We start from the raw sequence: 18,090 nt of genomic DNA, 5'->3' as shown, positions 1-18,090 counted from the left end.
ATGTCAATCGGGCGCGTTTCCCTGAAACTTTCGTTCCCTTTGCTTCGTATACTGCATGGGAAGTTTTATTTCTTAATCCGGCGGAACAGGAGATTAGATGTATGGAATGGTTCAAAACGATGTTTTCCAATCTCACGGTAAGACGGTTCGCCATATTGCTCATAGTTTGCTTTCTGCTGTTCCAAATTCGGGATATGCTGAATTTGGTGCTGCTGACCTTCCTGTTCACCTTCATCATGTACCGTCTGCAAGGGTATGTCACGGCACAGTTGAACCGTTTCATCCGGATCAACAGCAAGACCGTCGTGATCTTGCTGTATTTGATCATTTGCGGCCTTTTGGGCTGGGCGATTGCTTACAATCTGCCCAAGGTGATCGTCCAAATCAAACAGCTGTATGACGTCGTGTTTACGTTGATGAACTCGCCTCAGCCGGATGACGAGCTGTCCAGATGGATCGCGGGCATCTTGAAGGACTTAAACCTGCAATCGTATGTGAAGCAAGGCTTCGAATATGTGCTCAAGATCAGCAACTGGGGAACGACATTTATTTTCGCGCTGCTGCTTAGCCTCTTCTTCATCCTGGAAAAGAACCGCATCGTCCGGTTCACCTCCAAGTTTCAGACCAGTAAAATCGCTTGGCTCTATAACGAGCTGGAGTATTTCGGCCGGAAGTTCGTGCTTTCCTTCGGCAAGGTGATCGAAGCGCAGCTGCTGATCGCCGTATTCAATACGATTTTTACGATGATCGGGTTATGGATACTGGGCTTTCCGTATTTGTTCGCGCTGTCGCTCATGGTGTTCCTGCTTAGCTTGATTCCGGTGGCGGGCGTTATTATTTCGCTTATTCCGCTCTGCATCATCGGCTACACGCTGGGCGGCTTGCTGATGGTCATCTATGTAATCGTGATGATTACCATCCTGCACTTTCTGGAAGGATACTTCCTGAATCCGAAGCTGATGTCGTCCAAAACGAACCTGCCGATGTTCTATACGTTCATCATTCTCATCTTCTCCGAGCACTATTTCGGGGTATGGGGGCTCATTATCGGGATTCCGGTGTTCGTCTTCCTGCTGGACATTCTCGATGTGAACGTGGACGAACGCTCCGGCAAGAAATGAGCGGCAAACCGGTTAAGTAGAGCCATAAAATAAATACCTAAGACAAGGCGCCTTCAGGCGCCTTTTTTGTTGCTTGCAAGGTTCCTCCCACACTTCCGCGCCTCTGATGACGATGACGGCGGAGGGGATAGCGGAGAAGGAGACGAAGACGAATAGACGGCGCATGACAAAAAGGCACCGCTCCTGTTTTGGCAGGATGCGGTGCCTTTTGCATAGATGGGTCTTGCTTCTGACAGGGCTGCCCCCGTCAGTAAGTAATCATAACTGTCCGCGTGGCTTCGGCGTAATCTACCTTGGCCCCCAGTACTTCGGCCAGCAGGCGGACCGGGACCATCGTATTGTCGCCGACCAGCCGGGCGGGCGTATTGGTTTGCCGCAGGTCGCCGTTTACTTCGTAGGCGTTTCTCGTCGTGTAAAGCGTGACCTTAAGCGTTCCTTTCGTATACACGGCCGCGCGCTGCTGCTCGTCCCATTCCACGTTCGCTCCAAGCGCCGCGGCCAAGTCGCGGATATACAAGTACGAGGAGCCGTCGACGATGACCGGCGTCCGCTGCATCGGAAAGGAGACGCCGTCGACCGAATAGCTGCTGTCATCCAGCCCGAAGCTGGCTTTGCGCTGAATCGGCAGGACGGTGACAGCCTGCTTGAGGTAATCGGACGCATTCCGGTGCAGCTTTGTTTTTCCGAGCTGCGGCAGCGGTTCCGTCGTGAAATTCCATTCTTTCGATTCGGTCGTCGTGGTGCCGTCTTTTTTGGTCACCTGCAGGCTCAGCTTGACGAGATAAGTCTGATCCGCTTGCAGCGGCTTGCGCGGCAGCAGAATGACGGCATTGGTCAATTTGTCGTCGTTTTCGGGCGAATTCGCGAACAAGTCGATCTTCTGCTTGGCATTATCGGTCAGCTCGGCGCTCAGCAGCTTGATTTTGTCCACATTCTCGCCGAAATATTGGGCCATGATCGGGTAGCCGACAGGGTAATTGCCGCTTGTATGCATACGCAGCGGGTCCGGGGCTTCGTTCCCGTCAAAGGATGTAGGCACATACCGCTCCCCGTCCGCCGGCGAGACGACGATCGGCGAGTTTTCGCTTGATCCGAAGCCGAATTCGATGATCGTATAATCGCCTATTTTGGCAATACCGACTTCTTTGGCATCAGGACTTAAGAACGGAGAACGGTGGTACGGCGCGTCGAACAGTACGTCGACCGTTTCGCTGATCGATCCCACGTGATACGCGGCGTCTTCCCCGAGCTTAGCCGAATACCCGTAGTAAGCGGCGCGCTCCCGCGGCGATTGGCCGAAAAATCCGGGTTTGTTTGGGTTCTGATCATGCAAGCTCTCCGCGCTTTTGTCGCCTTGGGCGATTTTGTTCGCATCCAAATATTTCGCATGCGCCTTCGCCATAGCGAGAAGCCGGTCGTTCATTTGAAGCTGGGGGAGTCCGTACAGCACCCGGTAGTCGTTAATGGCGGCAAGTCCGGCCAAGTCCTCCGGGGCCGGTGCCTCGAAGCGGCTGGTTGCATCTTTCGCTACGGTAAACGACCACGACTGCTCGATAGGCTTATAGCCTGGATAGGTGATCGACATTTGCACGGTGTAGTTCCCAGGCGCGAGATCTTTGTCGGGCGTATAGGTGAACGTTCCTTTGTTATGGTCGTAACTGGCAGGCACGATCTGCCCGTTCAGCGTCATGGTGTAAGACGAGGGTGCAAAGGCCAAATCGGTATCGAAATAAAACGTGAGATTCGGCTTGGTGACGCCGACGGTTCCTTTGGGAGCCGCCTCGTAAGAATAGGAGGACGCATGGGCTTGGGGTACGGGAATTGTAAGACCGATACACCAGAGCATCAGCGCCAAGGATAGGAGCATCAGAGATTTGCCCAGACGGGCGGTTGAATTCAAGGGAAATACCTCCTTACTAAATGTATGTTAGGGGTGAGGGCTTCCTCATCTTAAAACTATTCGGCATTTGCGGGGGAAACCCTTTTTCGAAAAAATTTCCATACGATGGCGGGTGCGAAGAGCAGGGACGAACAGTTGCGGAATTTTGTGATAATGATAATCATTGTCACTAGAACGGTGATTTGCTATAATGAGTGCCGACCGGAAGATTATACCTACGCAAAGGGGATACATAACGTGAAACTTCTTAAGTCACTTTTTCTGCTGGCTGTTATCGCCTTGATCAGCGCCTTGCTGTTCGGCTGCTCCAAGGAAGGAACGCCAGATAAGGCAGCCGGAGCTAAACCGGCTTCGACGGAGACGAAATCCGCATCAACCGAGACGAAAAACGCAGGCTCCGCTGCCGCTCTAACTATCAAGCATGACCTTGGCGAAACGCCGGTTCCCAGCTCCCCGCAGAAGATTGTCGTGCTGGAGCTGGGCTTCATCGACGCGCTGCTGGATGTTGGCGTGAAGCCGACGGGTGTCGCCGATGACAATAAACCGAATCTAATCGCTGCAGAGGTGCTTAAAAAAATCGAGGGCTACACCCCGGTAGGCACCCGCGCGCAGCCCAGCCTGGAGAAGATCAAAATGCTGCAGCCCGATCTGATTATCGCGGACACGGACCGGCATAAAAATGTGTATGCGGAATTGTCCAAAATCGCGCCGACGATCGCCTTGAAAAACTTGAACGCCGATTACGACGATACGCTGAAGACGGCGCTTACGGTCGCCGAGGCTGTCGGGAAACGCAGCGAGATGGAGAAGGTGATCGAAGCCCATAAGACCAAGTTAAAAGCGCTGCAGGCCAAGGCGCCGCAAGGGAAGCCGAGCGTGCTGCTCATCGGCAATACGAACAACGAAATCGCCGTGCGCAGTCCGGAATTTTTCACCTCACAGCTGCTGACGCAATTCGGATATACGTATGCCTTGAAGGATGCTTCGAAATATGCGTCTACCTCGACGAACGCCAATTTGACATTAGAGCAGCTTCTTGAGATCGATCCCGACACGATCATGCTGATGTCCGCCGAGAGCGACAAGCGTGACAAACAGGGCGGCCGGCCTATCGAGAAAGACCCGCTGTGGAAGGACCTCAAGGCAGTGAAGAACAAGCAGGTATACGAAGTGGACAGGTATGCTTGGTCGCTCCGCCGCAGCGTGCAGGGGGCAAATGTGATGATCGACCAGGCAGATAAGCTGCTATTCACAGCCAAATGACCTTGGCCTCGTACTCTTGGTATTAAGACAAGTTTGGCAGATTCGATAGCGAAGGGGTCGGGTACTAGTGGTTTATTCCGTACAGCCGCTCACGGAAACAAAAGTGCTCCGCAGGCGCGCGGGCCGGATCGCTCTGGTGGCCGCAGCCGGTTTTGTGCTGCTGACAGTGGCGCTCTTGCTGTCCGTCGCCGTGGGCTCGACATCGATGCCGATATCGTCCGTTCTGGCCTCGCTGTTTCACGAGGACGGGTCGCGGATGCACAGCATTATCCGCAACATCCGGATTCCCCGCACGGTCGTCACGGCGCTCGCCGGGGCGAATCTAGCGGTTGCGGGCGCATTGATGCAAGCCGTGACGCGCAATCCGCTTGCTTCTCCGGGCGTCTTTGGGATTAACGCTGGGGCATCGGCGGCGGTCGTTTTTGTGACCGTCACGTATCCGTTTGTGACGGGCGGATATACGGTGGCTGCCGCTTTTGCAGGGGGAGCCGCAGCGGCGGTTGTCGTCTTCGCGATGGCTTCCGCCTTTAAAGGAGCTCATATGGAGGTCAACTTGGCCCTGACGGGAGTAGCCATCCAAGCGATCCTGTCGGCGGCGACGCAGGCACTGCTTATTTTCAACGAAACGAAAACCGATAGCGTACTGTTCTGGCTTGCAGGATCGGTATCAGGGAGAAAATGGGAGCACGTCCAAACGCTCCTCTGGTGGGGCATTCCCGCGCTTGCCGTCGCCTTCGCGCTCGGACGCTCCGCTTCCATCCTTAGCTTGGGCGAAGATATGGCCCGCGGGCTGGGCCAGCGCGTATGGAAGACCCGGAGCTTGATCACGCTCGTTGTCATCCTGCTGGCTGGCGTGTCCGTAGCCGTCGCCGGTCCGATCGGTTTTGTCGGGTTGATCGTGCCGCATATCGTGCGTTATTTGACCGGCGCGGACTATCGGGCGGTGATCCCGCTGTCCGCCTTGCTTGGGGCGGTGCTGCTGCTGCTTGCGGACCTCGCCTCCCGCTTCGTGCTGTTTCCGTATGAGACACCGGTGGGCGTCGTCACGGCGCTGATCGGCACGCCGTATTTTATTTATTTGGCCCGCCGCAGACGCAAGGAGGGGAACGACGAATGAACGGACAGCATGCTCCGGTTGCGGCAGGCAGACGGCGAAATGCCGGCGTCCTCGGCCTGCTGGCGCTCGCGACCCTGCTTTGCGCCATAGCCAATATCGGCATCGGGGATGCGAAGCTCGGGATCGGGCCGATCCTGGCGTCGCTCGTCGGCCAAGGCGACCCGAACACGGCTTCGATTATTTTCGACTACCGGCTGCCCCGCATTGCGCTAGCGCTGCTGGCCGGTGCCGGTCTGGCCGTCGCGGGCGTCATCGCCCAAGGCGTCATGCGCAATCCGCTCGCTGCTCCCGATACGCTCGGCATTACGGGAGGCGCGGGGTTGGCTGCAGTCGTCGTGACGCTGCTGTTTCCGCTGTCAGCGCCTTTTGCGCTCATGGCAGCAGCCTTCGGCGGCGGTATCGCTGCCGCATTTGCCGTGTATTTGCTTGCTTATCGCAGAGGCGTCGCTCCCGTCCGGCTGGCGCTGGTGGGGGTGGCCGTCAGCGCACTTTGCTCCTCGGGCATTCACTTGCTGGTGTTGCGGGCCACGCCCAACGTGAACACGGCGCTTATTTGGCTCAGCGGAAGTTTGTGGGGCAGGTCATGGGACCAAGTGCTGCAAGTGCTGCCTTGGATGCTGCTTCTCATACCGCTCGCCTGGCTGCTTGCCGTTCATCTGGACGTGATCCGTCTCGGAGACCCGGTAGCTCTTGGACTCGGCGTCAAAGTCGAGCTTCTGCGAGCGTCTCTGCTGGCGATGGCCGTCGCGTTGACCGGTTCGGCCGTAGCCGTGGTGGGCACGATCGGGTTCGTCGGGCTGATCGTGCCGCATGCCGCCAGACAACTTGTCGGAGGGCGTCATCGCATTTTGATCCCCACGGCGGCTCTCCTCGGCGGGCTGCTCGTTCTCGTCGCGGACGCGCTCGGCAGGGGGCTTGTGCCGCCGTTGGAAATTCCCGCCGGACTGGTCGTTTCGGCTGTCGGCGGTCCTTATTTTCTTTACTTGCTTTGGCGTCAGTCGAAGCGATGAGGAATAGTTGATGATCAAGTAAATGTTCCGTGGTTTTCAATTCTTTTGCAGAAGTTTAATGATACGTTCAGATATTTCACGATTAGTCGGGTCTGAAGAAAGTTTTTGAAAGAGAGTCATTAATTCTTCTTTATCTGCTAATTTCTTTTGTTTTATATTTAGATTTCTAAATTCATTAATCAATTCAGCTGTTATACCTGTTAGGTTAGCCTCGGGAGGATAAGATGAAAATTGAGACAAAGCATTTGCTTTAGAAGCATGCTCGATAGCCAGCAAATAGCCACTGTAGTTACCATTGTCTATAGAATCTAAGGCTCCTGAAATCCTGCTGATAGCGCGGTTCAATTCACGATCAATAGTTTCTTGTTTTATTGAATGGGAATTAAAAGAAAATTAAAAAAAGTTCAGACATATAGATAAAACTAGGATTATACTTAAAATTATCTTTATAGCCGTTTTCATGGGAAAACCTCCTGAATAAAAATTAAAAGCAGGGATCTCCTTAGAGGATTGCAAATCAAATTTTACCACAAAATACCTTTTGCGAATGCGTGAAATAACTAAATACGCTACTTCTAATTTGCAAATGAAAGGGAAGCTACAGATGAAAATTGCCTTAGTCATTTTTGATCGGTTTACCGATCTGGATTTGTTTCTTCCGTGGGACTTGTTGAATCGTGTCCGTTCCGTTGCGGGCGTGGAGGATTGGCAGGTGAAGATCGTAGGGACCAAGGATACGCACGTGTCCGATGCCGGGCTGCCGATCCAGACGATGGGGACGATCGACGAGCTGCAAGAGATGGACGCGGTCCTCTTTACAAGCGGGGTACTGGTCCCGGAGCTGATTCAAGATCCGGAGTACCTATCCCAGCTCAAGCTGGCCCCGGATAGGCAGTGGATCGGATCGATGTGCTCGGGGGCGCTCATTTTGGCGGCGCTCGGGTTGCTGGAAGGTAAAGAAGCGACGACGTATCCGACCCGCAGGAAGATGCTGGAGAAGATGAACGTGAAGGTGGTCGCCCAAGATTTCGTCAGCGACGGAAGAATCGCGACCGCTGCCGGCTGTCTGGCCGCCCAACAGTTGGCGGAATGGGTCATCGCGTCCACGATCGGCCCGAAGGTCGCTGCACAAGTGCTGAGAACGATTCAGCCTGTAGGCAAAGGACTGTAGCATAAAAACAACCCGCGTGGAGCGTAACTCCGCGCGGGTTGCTGTCGTTATTGCGGAAGCTGAACTTTCATCTCCAGCTCTTTCAGGAACGTCACAGGCATCATGCGCTTGGTCAGCACCTCAAGCGGCGCTGTCCGGTCCACGGCCGGAAATTCCAGCTCGTACTGGTAGACGCCGTCCTCTACGCTAACCAATTCCGTGCGGGTCACATCAAGCTGCTTCCCGTTTTGTACCAGCCAAGTGCCTGTCTTCTGAACGGATGCCGTTTCTCCGGTGATCGCCAGTTTCAGAATAGTTTTATCCTTGCCGAAGTCTACGCCGGTTACCGACATGCTGCCGATTTTGCCTTGATCGAGCGTCAGCGGATATTGACCGGTCAGCGGCGCGGTCACATTTGCTTTATCCGAAAACATCGTGCTTGTATCGTCGTACCAGCCTCCTACATACGGTCTAATGGTCAGTTCCTTGGGCTTACCCTGCAAAGGCTCCACATTTTCGGTATAGTAAGGGACGAAAGAGCCGTCCGGCTGCTCCTGTCCTTTCTCATTAGCTTTTTGGTATTCGTAGATCCATCCGTTGTCGTCCGTGACCAAATAACTCATTTTCATGAGCTGTTCATCGACTTCTTTTGCAATCCCATCCGGGACGTGGCGGGCCAAGACAAATTCGGTCGTCTCCGGAGAGGCCGACAGCGACTTCAACGTGAACGTGGTCCCGCCGTACTGCTTTTGGATGGCCGGGTTCAAATTGAAGGTTTTTGTATCTTGAGTGGCAATCGGCACTGCGGCGGTTTGGTTTGCGGAAACGGCGGTTGCATCGGCCCGAACGGCCAGCGGTGCGAGTCCTCCTAATAATACGGCTGCGCTTAATACGGCAATGGTAGTTTTTTTCATTGTGGTTTGCTCCTCCTCTTTTTGGGTCGTACACCTTATAGGCGAACGGAAGGGCGACTCGGTTCGTGGGTGAACCGAATTCGGTTTTGCTTCGCCTTAAGATAAGGAGGTGTTTTCGTCCGGCCCAAGCGGCGACGATTCGGGGCGAAAATTCAGCACCGCCGCAATCCCATATATGGAAAGATGGAGGATATGATGATGTTGAACAAACGAAAATGGGTGTCCGCAGGACTAGGTCTCGCATTGCTTACCATGGCGCTGCCTCTTTACGGAGCGACGGCTGCCCCGGCAGGAGCCGGCACCGGCGCATTGACCCTTGAGCAGGTCGCCAAGGAAATCGAAGGGAAGAAGCCGAGCCCGTTTTACTTGGAATGGAAGGAGACGTCCACGTTCGAAAACGGAACGAGCAAGGTTGTGTCATACAAGGAATGGCAGGATGCGCCGAATGCCCGGTACCGATCGGAGATCAACTATGACGGAAGCGGCAAAACGATGAGCACCTCGATCATCAACGGAGACGACGGAGTTTTCATCACGGAAGGGAAAACAAGCGGAGTAAAGCTGAACGGGATGGAATGGTACAGCTATTCCAACATATCCAAGCGAGAACTGAAGGCGCTGTTAGAAGACAACGAAGCTCCGGTTATTAAAGGAGAAGAAACGCTCCTTGGCCGGACTGCTTATCACCTGTCGGGCGCAAGCAAGCAATTGAATCGAAAATTTACGGATGCCCAAGGGATCGAGAGAGTGGATAACGGTGTCGTCCCGGCTAGAGAGCAATGGTTCGATAAAGAAACCGGCATATTGCTAAAAGAAATCACAACCGGTCCGCGTGGCGGTGGCAGCGAGAGTATCGTAACGTCGGTTGATTTCACGCCGGTATTCGGCAGCGATACCTTCAGTTTCGAAGCGTCTACAGGTGGCACCGAAGCTATTAAGGTAACCATTGACGGTGCCGCGCAAAGCTTCGAGCAGCCGCCGGTTATCGTCGAAGGCAGCACGCTCGTGCCGCTAAGGGCGATTTTTGAGAAGCTGGGCGCCACGATCGACTGGAACGAAAAGGAGCAGTCCGTCACCGCCAAGAAAGGAACGACGACGGTATATTTGAAAATAGGCGATAAAAATGTCACGGTCGGCGGTTCGGCCAAAACGCTGGAAGTGCCGGCGCAGATCGTGAACGGCCATACGATGGTCCCGGTCCGTTTCATCGGCGAGGCGCTGGGGGCGGAAGTGAAGTGGGAGCCTTCGTCCCAAACGGTTATTATTACAAATAAATAACGGGATAAAATAAATTAAACCTTGTTTTGGGTCACGGTTGGTTGTGCCCGAATCAAGGTTTTTTTACATCCGTTAGTGTCTTTCCGGATCATTGGAGCGGCCAACGAGATAATCTAAGCTAACGTTGAAATAATCTGCAAGAGCAAGAAGACCTTCATAATCCGGCCGTCTGTTGCCCAACTCATAATGGCTGATTGAACGAACGGAAACCCCGAGGATTTGGGCGAGTTCCTCTCGTTTGACCTGATTTTGCTCGCGTAGTTCTTTTAATCGTTCGGCAATGGTAGACATAAGGTTCTCCTTAAACACTTGACTGGAACATAAAGTTCCAATAAAATAAGTTTTAGAACTTTATGTTCTGATATTAAAAGCTTTTGACATCCAACAGATTACTTGCTGCCTTTTTCCCAGCGCGGTTTGCTTTTACGGTAAATTTCTAGGCTTCCAAGCAGGGACGCTTTTTCGTCTTTGGATAGTTGCTTAAACACTTCATCTGTAGAATTAAAGTCCGAACCATGACATGATGGAATGTCCGTTTTCCCCAACAAATAATCCGTACTGGCTTGGAACACTTCGCTGATTTTAAGGAAGGTGCTAGTCCGGCTCATTCACGCCGTTTTCGTATTGTGAAATGGTAGATTTTTTCACGGTTTGAAGCCTATGGGCTTCTTACGTAAGCTTATGTGCCCTTCTCAGCAGGCGAAGCCGTCCTCCAAACATGGTCATCACTCGCTATATCCCGATGTTTATAGCGCAATACGTATCATAGTAATGATTGTGCATGAAAATGAACTGTTAAATATACTTTAAACGATTTGGATATCACAGACAATTTTTTGTTTGGAATAAAAGTTTATGAATCATGAATTTTTTTGAAAAATGGAGGGAAATACATGATTAATCAAATTACCGTACGTTGGATCATGCCGGATGAAACCTACGAGAGCCGGATCGCCGATATTTGGAGTTTTGTGCGAGGCTTGAATGAAATCAATAACGTATCGTATAAAGGCATCTCTTACCATATTCAAAAGGTAGAGCTGGTACTGGAGCAACATCCATGGGTAGCCATTATTATGGAACCGTAATGCTCCTAATTCCCCCCAAAAAACACCCCGTGCCTTGACCGCATCATGCCGGCGTGATTCCGACATGAACGCGTTCAAAACACGGGGAAGCCTCAATAAAAATGATGGTGCCGAGTATCGGTAAGATTAAGACTGCTACTTTCTAATTTCGAACGTGATCTCTTTTTTTAGCGGGATCGGGTTGGAGTTACGCAGCATCGTAATTTCGTAAGAGTCCTGCTCAGGCGTTCTAATGCTGGCTTCGAAATAGTCATCCTCCGGCCGCTCGGACCGTGCCACCCCATCGATTACCGCAACGCCGGGACGCGGTTCGTACAATTCCTTCAATTCCGGTGTATTCTCTATTTTCTCTGTATATGCTTTCCTGTGGTCCTGAGGAATGCCGAACTGGATGCCTAAGCGGACGTCTTCCGGACGATCCTTCTTGATTTTAAGCCACAGGTAACCCTTTTTATAAGAGGTCCCGACGATCGTAAATTGTTTATCCTTAAAGCGTACCGTTTTCGGCAGCTTTTCGCCGGGCGAGAGCGTAAATGAGGCGCTCGGCGTTTTTTCGGTAAGCTGGAAGCCGTTCAGGTGCAAGGTTAGCCGCTTCACGGACGGGTCGAAATAAGGCGAAGACATGAACTCCATTTTGTTGCCGTCCCAATCGCCAGGCCGAGCAAGGCTATCATACATTTTCTGCGGACTATCCACCTGTAACGGGTATTTGTTCCCCTTATCGTCGGTAAGATAAGGGTCGAATTTACGCTCATAATCGTAAACCTGTCTGAATTCCAAATAATAGTTTGACCCCTGCTGGATCTTCACATCAAGGTGCGTATTCGTAGGCGTAATCTTGACCTGATCCAAGGCAAACGACGGAAGATCCGGGTCCCCGGCCACCTCAACCTGTTGATGAAGCGGAACAATAAGGTCTTCACGCCATTGCGATTTATCGAACGGCACGCTGATCTCGAACAAGAACTCTGCGTTTTGTTGCCCCGGTTGAACCTTGGATACGCTGAACCGCAGCTCCTTCGGGTTCTTATTCATAAAATCTTGGACTTGCTGCGGCGTCAGGGTGAAGCTGTGAGTTCCGGCATAAATAGGCTCCTTGGTTGAATCGTCGGACATAATGATGCCCCCGCTGCCTCCGCCTCTAATTTCTTTAAAGTCAACGATATGGAACAAATAATCCGTTGTGTTTCTCCAGTCCGCATCCCAACCGCCGTTATCTCGTTTGAACGCGTTTTTCTTAATCTCGTCGGATTTGACGAACGTTTTGTAGAAAAGCTTATCGCCGGTCAAATAGACGTCGCTGATACCGATGGTGACGTCGCCGAATTGCTTCACGACAGGTTCGGCCGGTTCATAACCATAGGAGTGCGCATTACGAACACCGTCATAGCCCCGCATTTCATCCAGCCAGCTTAACACGCCTGAGAAGCCGGGAATGCCTTTCACCATATCGGCGAACGTCGGGGAAACCTGCGCGGCGCCGACCGAAGCGACTACGGCCAAGGCACAGGCGGCGGCAATGGTGAAGCGTGCCTTCCTGCTGCGCTGCCGGATCGGCCTGCGGGCCGGGATGGCAGGCAGCGATTCTGCCATGTCCGGAACGTCCTTGGCGAATTGAAGCAGCGATGCCGGGACAGGAAGCTCTTGAAGCGATTGGGTGAGCTCTTCTTTAACTTGTTTATCGCGTACTGACTTCAACATTCCATCACCTGCTTTGGATTAGGTTGCATCATTTTTTCGTTCAATTTCAAGCGGGCAGCGTGCAGCCGCGATTTGATCGTGCCCTTCTTCACGCTGAGCACATCGGCGATTTCGTCAATCGACAGCTCCTGGTAATAATACAAAATGACGACCGTCCGGTGATTGATGTCCAGCGACATCACTGATTCCAGCAGCTCGTGGCCCGCTTCCTTGTGGATGAGCGCGTCGATCGGGGAGGCTTGCTCGTCCGGGACTTCAATCTCCTCCAGATCGCCGGTCCGGCTAGCCAATTTCGAACGTTGCCTGGCCAGATCGAGCGCGCGGCAGGCGGTCAAATGATTGAACCAGCTCTTGAAATTGCGAATATTTTTGCCGTTCATAATGGCTTGATACGCTTCGAGCAACGCATTCTGTACCGCATCCTCCGCCAGATGCGAGGAACGCAGTATCGCGGCCGACGTGCTGTAAACGCGGCCTAACAACGGTTCGACCAGCTTGAAAAAAGCTTCTTTATCTCCGTTCCTGCACTGCTTCATATATAGCTTTTCCTGATCCATTTACGTCACCTTCCTGACTTCCTCTACCTTATAGGCGAACGAAACGGGGCTCCGGTTCATTGATTCCGCAAAAAAATTTTGCTCCTTCTTTAATGATACTTGCTTATCGTCGCGATCAAGGCGTCCGCCGTCATATACGGCTCGCCTGCATTGATCCGGTACACCAGCCGGTCCGCAGCGGAGTTGATGCCTTCCTTAATCGTAAACAGCAGCCCAATGCCTGCTTCCTCCGCCGCTTGAAGCGTCTCTTCATTGTACGCCCCGTACGGAAAAGCAAGCAACTTCGAATGATTGCCAAGCTCGGCGCGGAGCCGTTCGTTCATAAACGTCAAGTCGCTGCGAATCCGCCTGCGGTACTCCTCGGCCGACTCGGCCCGCTTCCGCTGGGTCAGATAGGCGGGATGGGTCAAGGCCGGCTGCGGCTGTCCGCCGGGGGCGGTATGGAGCATGCGGTGCGAGTCGTAGGTATGGCTGTAGATGCCGTATCCCGCCCGTACCAGCTCCCGCATTTGGTCCCACGTCAGATGCGGCTCCGCATCGGGATGATATGTATCCGACAGCGCTCCGATCATAAAGTTGGATGCGGGAACGCCGTGCTTTTGCAGAATCGGATACGCACGGGTATAGAACGATTCGTACCCGTCATCGAAGGTGAGGACGACGGCGTCGGCGGGAACGGATTTTCCTTGCAGGGCGAAGCGGACGTAGTCTTCCATGCCGATGATCTGGTAGCCGTGGTCCTTCAAAGCTTTCAGATGAGCATCGAACTGGACGGTTGAAACCGTCGAAGGCTGCGGAAAGCCGGCGACTTCCGGCTCTTGGACATCGTGGTAAAGCAGAACGATAACTTTATTTTGATAATGGGCTTCGACCTCCGACTGCAGCGTGTGTCCGGTCAGTGTGACTCCGGTTAGCAAGAGCAGCAGAAAAGCGACGCCCGGGATAAGCCTTCTCATGCGTGCCTCCTAAGCTTGACGTGGTGTGCGCACATGATATAGGCGAACGAAGGCGGCGGGCGGTTCAAATGATTTGAATTCCGATAATTTCAAATTGTGGGAGCTGCATGAGGATCGAGGGGGGGCAGAGAGGGGGAACGTGTCATGACGGTCAAAACACGGGGAAGCTTTAATAAAAGCGAATGTGCCGGCCGCCGGCAAAGTGAAGACTTTTACTGCCGGCTTCCGGACATCCTCCTTATTTTTAAAGATGGTTATCATTTATTTTAGTGGTACTTGCTTATCGTCGCGATCAAAGTGTCCGCGGTTATATACGGCTCGCCTGCGTCGATCCGGTGCACCAACCGGTCTGAAGCGGTATTAATGCCTTCGCGGATGGTGAACAGCAGCTCGATGCCTGCTTCCTCCGCCGCTTGCAGCGTTTCTTTATTGTACGCCCCATACGGAAAAGCGAGCAGCTTTGAACGGTCACCAAGCTCGGTGCGGAGCCGCTCGTTCATGAAGGTTAAATCGCTGAAAATCCGCTTGCGGAACTCTTCGGCCGATTCTGACCGTTTCCATTGTGCCAGGTAGGCGGGATGTGTCAAGGCCGGCTGCTGCGGGCCTTTCGGCGCTGTATCGATCATGCGGTGCGAATCGTAGGTATGGCTGTAAATGCCATGCCCCGTTTGGATCAGTTCGCGCATCTGGTTCCATGTCAAATACTGTCCCTTTTTGGGATCTCTCTTATCCGTCGGCGCTCCGATCACGAAATTGGATGCGGGAACGCCGTGCTTTTGCAGAATCGGATAGGCACGGGTATAAAACGATTCGTATCCGTCATCGAAGGTGAGGACGACGGCATTCGGGGAAACCGGTTTCCCTTGCCGGGCGAAGCGGACGTAATCTTCCATGCTGATGACCTGATAGCTGTGGTCTTTCAGAGCCTTCAGATGAGCTTCGAATTGTTGTGGCGTGACCGTCAAGAGGCGGGGCATGCCAGCCGCATCCGGTTCTTGGACGTCATGGTACACCAGAACGATCACTTTATTTTCATAATGAATTTCGGCTTCCGGCTGCCTGGCCGTTGTGATATCGGACAGCTTGAGTGCGGTCAGCAAAAGCAAAAGGGAAACGACCCCCAAGAGGATAGCGATACTTAAAATAACTCTTTTCATGCGTAATCTCCTATGTGTTGATATGTTGTGCGCACATGGAGTAGACGCGGGAAATGGTTTTGCTGTTCCCTTGAGGGGAAGGGGAATTCCAGCATCTTGCAATTCCGGAATCTGTATGAGAATCTAGGGAATAGGGAGGGGAACGTCATGTTCCGCCTAAAATCATACGTAATGGGGGAATCGGCAATGGAGCTGACGGTGAAGCGGCTGTCCGAATGTACGTTGAATCAAGCGATAGAGGTTTGGAACAAAGGGTTCGAGGATTACTATGTTCAGATCGTCATGACGGTCGATACGTTCTTGGCGCGAATGGTGGCCGAAAGCTTGTCGGCGGACCATTCCTTTGTCGCGTTTGACGGGGACGAGCCGGTGGGGATCATTCTGAACGGCATCCGCACGACGAACGGCGTCAAAACGGCCTGGAACGGGGGAACAGCCGTCGCCGTGTCGCACCGCAGGCATGGCGTCGCCAGACAGCTGCTGGAAGCGTCCATCCGGTTGTATCAGGAGGAAGGCGTATCACGGGCGACGCTTGAAGCGTTCAAGCAGAACGAAAAGGCTATTGCCTTATACCGGCGAATGGGCTACGAGGTAACCGATCAATTGGTGCTGCTGGAATCGTCGGAGGCCTGGCAGTCGGGAGAGCTTCCGCGAGAGGACTATACGGTCCGCTGGTCGGGCCCGCATGAAGCGGCGCGGCTTCCTTTCTACAACGCAAACGCGGCTTGGCAGACGGGCTGGCAGAGCTTGAAGGACGGGTACACGGTTATCGCATCCGACTCGGAAGGCTGCCCCGTCGGTTATGCGCTGGCTAAGCGGGTGTACGATGCGTCGGGTGAGCATGTCTCGACAATTTTGTACCAATGCGTAACGAGCCCGGACGTCACGGATGCGGGCGGAATCGTCCGGCTCTTGTGCTCGGAAGTATTTGCCGGAGCCGATGCGCTGCGGAAACGTGCGTTTAACTTGTCGAAGACGTCTGTCTGCGCGGAGGTTTTGACGGCAGGAGGGTTTACGGTCGCTGTAGAGCAGGTTAAAATGGACAAAAGCCTCTAAAGGAACCGTGCGGGGAAAGCCGTGCGCGGAACCGCGCGAAAAAGGGGAAGTTTGCGATGCCATTTCAATTCGAAGCGGGCGATTATCCAGAACGCCCGGGCTGCTACATTATGAAAAATGCCGAAGGCCGCATCCTTTACGTCGGCAAAGCCAAAAATTTGCGCAGCCGTCTGCGCTCGTATTTCCAAAACCGGGATCAGCGCAGACGCATTCGTCAAATGGTGCAGGACATCGCGTCCATTGAAGTGGTGCTGGTCAACAATGAGTCGGAAAGTCTGCTGCTGGAGAACAATTTGATCAAAATCCATAAGCCTCCGTACAACCGGGCGCTCAAGCGGGATAACAGCGGATATGCTTATTTGCAAATGACGGACGAGCGGTTTCCGCGGCTGACCGAATATTACCGCGACCGCAGGCTGCAGACCGCAAGTGGTGGAGACCGGGCTGCGGCTTCAGGAAAGGAGCACCGCTTCGGCCCTTACCGGAGCGCCCGCTTCCGTGATGCCGTGCTCGATTTTGTCACGGAGCATTATAAGCTGAGGACGTGCGACAAGCTGCCGAAGCGCGTCTGTCTGCTCTACCACCTTGGCAAGTGCAGCGGCGTATGCGAAGGGAAAATCGCGGAGGAGGCTTACCGGGAGACGGCGCGGCAGGCGGCCAGTTTGCTTTTGAACCAAGGGGAGAACCTGATCGCCGCGATGCGCGCCAAGATGAGCGAATACGCCGAACGTCTGGAATTCGAGAAAGCGGGCAGCATGCTCCACCACCTGCGTATTTTGGAGGAAATGCCGGAGAAGCAGATCGTCGACCGGGAAGGCTCGACCCATCAGGATGTGCTGTATTTCGGCGAGGATCGGGTGCTGATCGCCAAGGTGCAGGAGGGCATGCTGCGCGATTTTCAGATGCATGAACTGGAGCGCGCTTACGACGAGGTCGCTTGCGACCGTTTTCTGGTTAGCCGTTATGGGGAAACCGAGGGGCCGGACGAGCTCATCGTGAACAAAGTGAGCGATCCCCGTTCGGTGGGTGCCGTATTGCGGCGAACGGGAGGCCGGGCGATCAAGATTACGACGCCTAAGCGGGGCTTGAAATACGATTTGCTGCAATTGTGCAAGGACAACTACGAATACCGGATCGGACGCGACGGGAAGAACCCGTGAGCGGACGGCGAGGCCTAATAAAATAAGCACGGACCGCGGACAAAACGGTCGGTGCTTTGTTTGTATTCGCTCAAGCCTCCCACCAGGCCAAATTGATCGCGGATGTAATCGTAAGGCCCACGACGGAGCTGGACGACGTGACCGTTGCTGACAGAGAGCTTCCGGGAGGGACGACGATGCCGCCGATAAAATTTTGTACGAATGGTCCGGGAGCCAGCTGATAAGAATAAACGGTGGTCCCTCCGGTTACGCCCGATGTGGACGATTCAGCGGAGACGACGCTCGCCGTCGTGCTGTTAAAATTGTTGTTGGTCGGTGTCTGGGACGTAGCCCCCGATAACGTCCCGCCCATGAATAAAGTCGTGCTCCCGGAAAGCGACGAGAGCAGAGAGGAGCCGCCGATGCTGCCCGTCAACCGGGAGATGTATACGGTCTTGCCGCTGTTGGACGGATTGGACAGCAGAAGCGAGAACGTCGCCGATGTCAGACCCGCCACGACCGAAGCCGAAGCGGAGCCGGTCAGACTGAACAAGCTTCCGGCACTTCCGGCGCTCGTCTCCGGCGGGGCAGTAATGTCGGGCGTTTGGACGGTGTTGGTCATTTGCACGTAAGCCGGATTGTTTTTATAGTCGAAAACATTATAGTTCGTCATCCCCGCACCT

General features: G+C 53.6%; 19 protein-coding genes. 10 read left to right on the top strand and 9 right to left on the bottom strand.

Features of this window, described 5'->3' with window-relative positions:
- The first annotated feature begins 101 nt into the window (after positions 1-101).
- Entirely contained in the window at positions 102-1,121 is a 1,020-nt protein-coding gene (locus ET33_RS16395) for an AI-2E family transporter (RefSeq protein ID WP_051775378.1), read from the top strand.
- Positions 1,122-1,368: 247 nt separating this feature from the next.
- Here the strand turns inward: ET33_RS16395 and ET33_RS16390 are convergent, their stop codons facing one another.
- Positions 1,369-3,021: a stalk domain-containing protein gene (locus ET33_RS16390; RefSeq protein ID WP_036683697.1), complete on the bottom strand. Its 1,653-nt coding sequence runs from the start codon at positions 3,019-3,021 to the stop codon at positions 1,369-1,371.
- A gap of 237 nt (positions 3,022-3,258) precedes the next feature.
- Here ET33_RS16390 and ET33_RS16385 point away from each other — a divergent pair, with 237 nt between their 5' ends.
- From ET33_RS16385 to ET33_RS16375, 3 genes are all read left to right on the top strand, one after another.
- The gene (locus ET33_RS16385) at positions 3,259-4,284 is read left to right on the top strand and encodes an ABC transporter substrate-binding protein (protein ID WP_036683692.1); all 1,026 of its coding nucleotides are present in this window, start codon (positions 3,259-3,261) and stop codon (positions 4,282-4,284) included.
- 67 nt (positions 4,285-4,351) lie between these two features.
- Entirely contained in the window at positions 4,352-5,401 is a 1,050-nt protein-coding gene (locus ET33_RS16380; protein WP_152570652.1) for a FecCD family ABC transporter permease, read from the top strand.
- A complete protein-coding gene (locus ET33_RS16375) occupies positions 5,398-6,411 on the top strand; it encodes a FecCD family ABC transporter permease (protein ID WP_036683687.1) in 1,014 nt (337 codons plus the stop codon). Before ET33_RS16380 ends, ET33_RS16375 begins: the two co-directional genes overlap by 4 nt.
- Positions 6,412-6,447: 36 nt before the next feature.
- Here ET33_RS16375 and ET33_RS38445 read toward each other — a convergent pair whose 3' ends face one another.
- A complete protein-coding gene (locus ET33_RS38445) occupies positions 6,448-6,756 on the bottom strand; it encodes a hypothetical protein (RefSeq protein WP_152570651.1) in 309 nt (102 codons plus the stop codon).
- 259 nt (positions 6,757-7,015) lie between these two features.
- On the opposite strand from ET33_RS38445, the gene ET33_RS16370 reads away from it, so the two are divergent.
- The gene (locus tag ET33_RS16370; protein ID WP_036683684.1) at positions 7,016-7,582 is read left to right on the top strand and encodes a DJ-1/PfpI family protein; all 567 of its coding nucleotides are present in this window, start codon (positions 7,016-7,018) and stop codon (positions 7,580-7,582) included.
- A 47-nt stretch (positions 7,583-7,629) separates the two neighbouring features.
- On the opposite strand, the gene ET33_RS16365 is transcribed toward ET33_RS16370, so the two are convergent.
- Positions 7,630-8,475, bottom strand: coding sequence for a DUF5643 domain-containing protein (locus ET33_RS16365; protein WP_036683681.1), 846 nt, complete (start codon positions 8,473-8,475; stop codon positions 7,630-7,632).
- 198 nt (positions 8,476-8,673) lie between these two features.
- On the opposite strand from ET33_RS16365, the gene ET33_RS16360 reads away from it, so the two are divergent.
- Positions 8,674-9,753, top strand: a complete 1,080-nt coding sequence (locus ET33_RS16360; RefSeq protein WP_036683677.1) for a copper amine oxidase N-terminal domain-containing protein — start codon at positions 8,674-8,676, stop codon at positions 9,751-9,753.
- Positions 9,754-9,825: 72 nt separating this feature from the next.
- Here ET33_RS16360 and ET33_RS16355 read toward each other — a convergent pair whose 3' ends face one another.
- A complete protein-coding gene (locus ET33_RS16355) occupies positions 9,826-10,044 on the bottom strand; it encodes a helix-turn-helix domain-containing protein (RefSeq protein ID WP_036683673.1) in 219 nt (72 codons plus the stop codon).
- Between the two features lie 602 nt (positions 10,045-10,646).
- Between ET33_RS16355 and ET33_RS16350 the strand changes: the two genes are divergently transcribed.
- Complete coding sequence (locus ET33_RS16350; RefSeq protein ID WP_036683670.1) at positions 10,647-10,841, top strand: hypothetical protein; 195 nt, start codon at positions 10,647-10,649, stop codon at positions 10,839-10,841.
- A gap of 135 nt (positions 10,842-10,976) precedes the next feature.
- Here the strand turns inward: ET33_RS16350 and ET33_RS16345 are convergent, their stop codons facing one another.
- The 3 genes from ET33_RS16345 to ET33_RS16335 all read right to left on the bottom strand — a co-directional run bounded on the left by ET33_RS16345 (position 10,977) and on the right by ET33_RS16335 (position 14,055).
- A complete protein-coding gene (locus tag ET33_RS16345) occupies positions 10,977-12,542 on the bottom strand; it encodes a hypothetical protein (protein WP_036683667.1) in 1,566 nt (521 codons plus the stop codon).
- Entirely contained in the window at positions 12,536-13,099 is a 564-nt protein-coding gene (locus ET33_RS16340; RefSeq protein WP_036683665.1) for an RNA polymerase sigma factor, read from the bottom strand. Before ET33_RS16340 ends, ET33_RS16345 begins: the two co-directional genes overlap by 7 nt.
- 89 nt (positions 13,100-13,188) lie before the next feature.
- A complete protein-coding gene (locus tag ET33_RS16335) occupies positions 13,189-14,055 on the bottom strand; it encodes a polysaccharide deacetylase family protein (protein WP_036683660.1) in 867 nt (288 codons plus the stop codon).
- Positions 14,056-14,199: 144 nt separating this feature from the next.
- Here ET33_RS16335 and ET33_RS40265 point away from each other — a divergent pair, with 144 nt between their 5' ends.
- A complete protein-coding gene (locus ET33_RS40265) occupies positions 14,200-14,325 on the top strand; it encodes a hypothetical protein (RefSeq protein WP_268808321.1) in 126 nt (41 codons plus the stop codon).
- On the opposite strand, the gene ET33_RS16330 is transcribed toward ET33_RS40265, so the two are convergent.
- The gene (locus ET33_RS16330; RefSeq protein ID WP_036683656.1) at positions 14,322-15,212 is read right to left on the bottom strand and encodes a polysaccharide deacetylase family protein; all 891 of its coding nucleotides are present in this window, start codon (positions 15,210-15,212) and stop codon (positions 14,322-14,324) included. The genes ET33_RS40265 and ET33_RS16330 overlap by 4 nt on opposite strands.
- Positions 15,213-15,359: 147 nt before the next feature.
- Here ET33_RS16330 and ET33_RS16325 point away from each other — a divergent pair, with 147 nt between their 5' ends.
- Both ET33_RS16325 and ET33_RS16320 read left to right on the top strand, forming a co-directional pair.
- Positions 15,360-16,268, top strand: coding sequence for a GNAT family N-acetyltransferase (locus ET33_RS16325; protein ID WP_081890347.1), 909 nt, complete (start codon positions 15,360-15,362; stop codon positions 16,266-16,268).
- A gap of 56 nt (positions 16,269-16,324) precedes the next feature.
- Positions 16,325-17,428 carry a GIY-YIG nuclease family protein gene (locus tag ET33_RS16320; RefSeq protein ID WP_036683652.1) on the top strand — a complete coding sequence of 368 codons (1,104 nt, stop codon included), beginning with the start codon at positions 16,325-16,327 and terminating at the stop codon, positions 17,426-17,428.
- A 70-nt stretch (positions 17,429-17,498) separates the two neighbouring features.
- On the opposite strand, the gene ET33_RS16315 is transcribed toward ET33_RS16320, so the two are convergent.
- Positions 17,499-18,080: a hypothetical protein gene (locus ET33_RS16315; RefSeq protein WP_036683648.1), complete on the bottom strand. Its 582-nt coding sequence runs from the start codon at positions 18,078-18,080 to the stop codon at positions 17,499-17,501.
- Between the last annotated feature and the right edge of the window lie 10 nt (positions 18,081-18,090).

This window comes from Paenibacillus tyrphae (assembly GCF_000722545.1).
GTDB classification, from domain to species: Bacteria; Bacillota; Bacilli; order Paenibacillales; family NBRC-103111; genus Paenibacillus_G; species Paenibacillus_G tyrfis.
The sequence above is the reverse complement of the archived record's forward strand: the minus strand, read 5'-3'. Positions and strand labels throughout refer to the sequence as shown.

Coding starts and splice junctions, on each gene's coding strand:
- ET33_RS16325 (WP_081890347.1), top strand. CDS start 15,360: ATGTTCCGCCTAAAATCATACGTAATGGGGGAATCGGCAATGGAGCTG.
- ET33_RS16350 (WP_036683670.1), top strand. CDS start 10,647: ATGATTAATCAAATTACCGTACGTTGGATCATGCCGGATGAAACCTAC.
- ET33_RS16355 (WP_036683673.1), bottom strand. CDS start 10,044: ATGTCTACCATTGCCGAACGATTAAAAGAACTACGCGAGCAAAATCAG.
- ET33_RS16370 (WP_036683684.1), top strand. CDS start 7,016: ATGAAAATTGCCTTAGTCATTTTTGATCGGTTTACCGATCTGGATTTG.
- ET33_RS40265 (WP_268808321.1), top strand. CDS start 14,200: ATGACGGTCAAAACACGGGGAAGCTTTAATAAAAGCGAATGTGCCGGC.
- ET33_RS16315 (WP_036683648.1), bottom strand. CDS start 18,080: ATGACGAACTATAATGTTTTCGACTATAAAAACAATCCGGCTTACGTG.
- ET33_RS16365 (WP_036683681.1), bottom strand. CDS start 8,475: ATGAAAAAAACTACCATTGCCGTATTAAGCGCAGCCGTATTATTAGGA.
- ET33_RS16340 (WP_036683665.1), bottom strand. CDS start 13,099: ATGGATCAGGAAAAGCTATATATGAAGCAGTGCAGGAACGGAGATAAA.
- ET33_RS16345 (WP_036683667.1), bottom strand. CDS start 12,542: ATGTTGAAGTCAGTACGCGATAAACAAGTTAAAGAAGAGCTCACCCAA.
- ET33_RS16395 (WP_051775378.1), top strand. CDS start 102: ATGGAATGGTTCAAAACGATGTTTTCCAATCTCACGGTAAGACGGTTC.
- ET33_RS16360 (WP_036683677.1), top strand. CDS start 8,674: ATGTTGAACAAACGAAAATGGGTGTCCGCAGGACTAGGTCTCGCATTG.
- ET33_RS16330 (WP_036683656.1), bottom strand. CDS start 15,212: ATGAAAAGAGTTATTTTAAGTATCGCTATCCTCTTGGGGGTCGTTTCC.
- ET33_RS16320 (WP_036683652.1), top strand. CDS start 16,325: ATGCCATTTCAATTCGAAGCGGGCGATTATCCAGAACGCCCGGGCTGC.
- ET33_RS16375 (WP_036683687.1), top strand. CDS start 5,398: ATGAACGGACAGCATGCTCCGGTTGCGGCAGGCAGACGGCGAAATGCC.
- ET33_RS16335 (WP_036683660.1), bottom strand. CDS start 14,055: ATGAGAAGGCTTATCCCGGGCGTCGCTTTTCTGCTGCTCTTGCTAACC.